At 67.2% G+C, this 2,054-nt stretch carries 1 protein-coding gene; it reads left to right on the top strand.

Going from position 1 to position 2,054, the window contains the following annotated elements; translation table 11 throughout:
- Positions 1-2,054: dihydropteroate synthase (locus ABGB17_RS38710; protein WP_347639365.1), on the top strand; the 2,054-nt coding region annotated here is incomplete at both ends.

Genomic DNA, 2,054 nt, shown 5'->3' on the forward strand with positions numbered 1-2,054 from the left:
GCGGCGTCGTTGTATGCGCATGTGCCGTTCTCGCAGGATGCGTCGTATCTGGCGATCGGTGAGCGGACCAATGCCAATGGGTCGCGGGTGTTTCGTGAGGCGATGCTGGCGGGGCGGTGGGAGGAGTGTGTGGAGATCGCCCGGGCGCAGGTGCGTGAGGGTGCGCACTTGCTGGATGTGTGTGTGGATTATGTGGGTCGTGATGGTGTGGCGGATATGCGGGAGCTGGCGTTTCGGCTGGCGACGGCGTCGACGTTGCCGTTGATGCTGGATTCGACCGAGCCGGCGGTGCTGGCGGCCGGGCTGGAGATGCTCGGTGGCCGTGCGGTGGTGAACTCGGTGAACTTCGAGGACGGTGATGGGCCGGATTCGCGGTTCAGCAAGATCATGCATCTGGTGCGTGAGCATGGTGCGGCGGTGGTGGCGCTGACCATCGATGAGCAGGGTCAGGCGCGGGACGCCGGGTGGAAGGTGCGGGTGGCCGAGCGGTTGATCGCTCAGCTCACCGGTGACTGGGGCATGAACGTCGGCGACATTCTGATCGATTGCCTGACGTTCCCGATCGCGACGGGGCAGGAGGAGACCCGGCGGGATGCGGTGGCCACGATCGAGGCGATCGGCCGGATCAAGACCGCCTACCCCGGGGTGCGGACCACCCTTGGGGTGTCCAATGTGTCGTTTGGGTTGAATCCGGCGGCGCGGGTGGTGCTGAACTCGGTGTTCTTGCACGAGGCGGTGAAGGCGGGTCTGGATTCGGCGATCGTGTCCCCGGCGAAGATCGTGCCGGTGGCGCAGATCCCTGAGGAGCAGCGTCAGGTGGCGCTGGATCTGGTGTATGACCGGCGCCGTGAGGGTTACGACCCGCTCGCCAGGTTCATGGAGTTGTTCGAGGGGGTGGATGTGGCGCAGTTGCGTGCCGGGCGGGCGGCGCGGCTGGCGGGGCTGGGGTTGTGGGAGCGGTTGCAGGCCCGGATCGTGGAGGGGGAGCGTAAGGGGCTGGAGGAGGATCTGGACGAGGCGCTGGCGCAGCGTCCGGCGTTGGAGATCATCAATGAGGTGCTGCTGGAGGGCATGAAGACGGTCGGTGAGCTGTTCGGCTCGGGTCAGATGCAGTTGCCGTTCGTTTTGGCCTCGGCTGAGGTGATGAAGGCGGCGGTGGGGTATCTGCAGCCGCACATGCCCAAGGTGGAGGACGGCAACGGGTCCAAGGGCCGGATCGTGCTGGCCACGGTCAAGGGTGATGTGCATGACATCGGTAAGAACCTGGTGGACATCATTTTGTCCAACAACGGGTTCGATGTGGTGAATCTGGGGATCAAGCAGCCGGTGTCGGCGATCTTGGAGGCGGCGCAGGAACATCAGGCCGATGTGATCGGCATGTCGGGGCTGCTGGTGAAGTCCACCGTCATCATGCGGGAGAACCTGGAGGAGATCACCTCCCGGGGGCTGGCCGGCCAGTTCCCGGTGCTGCTGGGCGGTGCGGCGCTGACCCGGTCGTATGTGGAGCAGGACCTGGCGCAGATGTTCCCCGGGCAGGTGCGTTACGCCCGGGACGCCTTCGAGGGGCTGCGGCTGATGGAGGGTTTGGTGGCGGTGAAGCGCGGGGCCGCACCGGAGCAGGTGCTGCCGCCGTTGCGTGCCCGGCGGGTCGCCACGGGTGCGGCGCTGACCCGGACCGAGCCCGAGGCGATGCCGGCGCGCTCGGATGTGGCGGTGGATGTGCCGGTGCCGGGGGCGCCGTTCTACGGCAGCCGGGTGGTCAAGGGCATCGCGCTGGCCGAGTACGCGGCGTTCCTCGATGAGCGGGCCACGTTCATGGGGCAGTGGGGGTTGAAGCCCTCCCGGGGCAAGGACGGCCCGGGGTATGAGGACCTGGTCGAGGCCGAGGGCCGGCCCAGGTTGCGGATGTGGCTGGACCGGTTGCACACCGACAACCTGCTGCAAGCCGCCGTGGTTTACGGGTACTACCCCTGCCAGTCCGACGGCGACGACCTGATCATCCTCGACCCCGACACCATCGACCCCGCACTCCTCCCCACCCCCGGCCGGCGTGC

The organism is Sphaerisporangium sp. B11E5 (genome assembly GCF_039871875.1).
In the GTDB taxonomy this organism is placed as follows: Bacteria; Actinomycetota; Actinomycetes; order Streptosporangiales; family Streptosporangiaceae; genus Sphaerisporangium.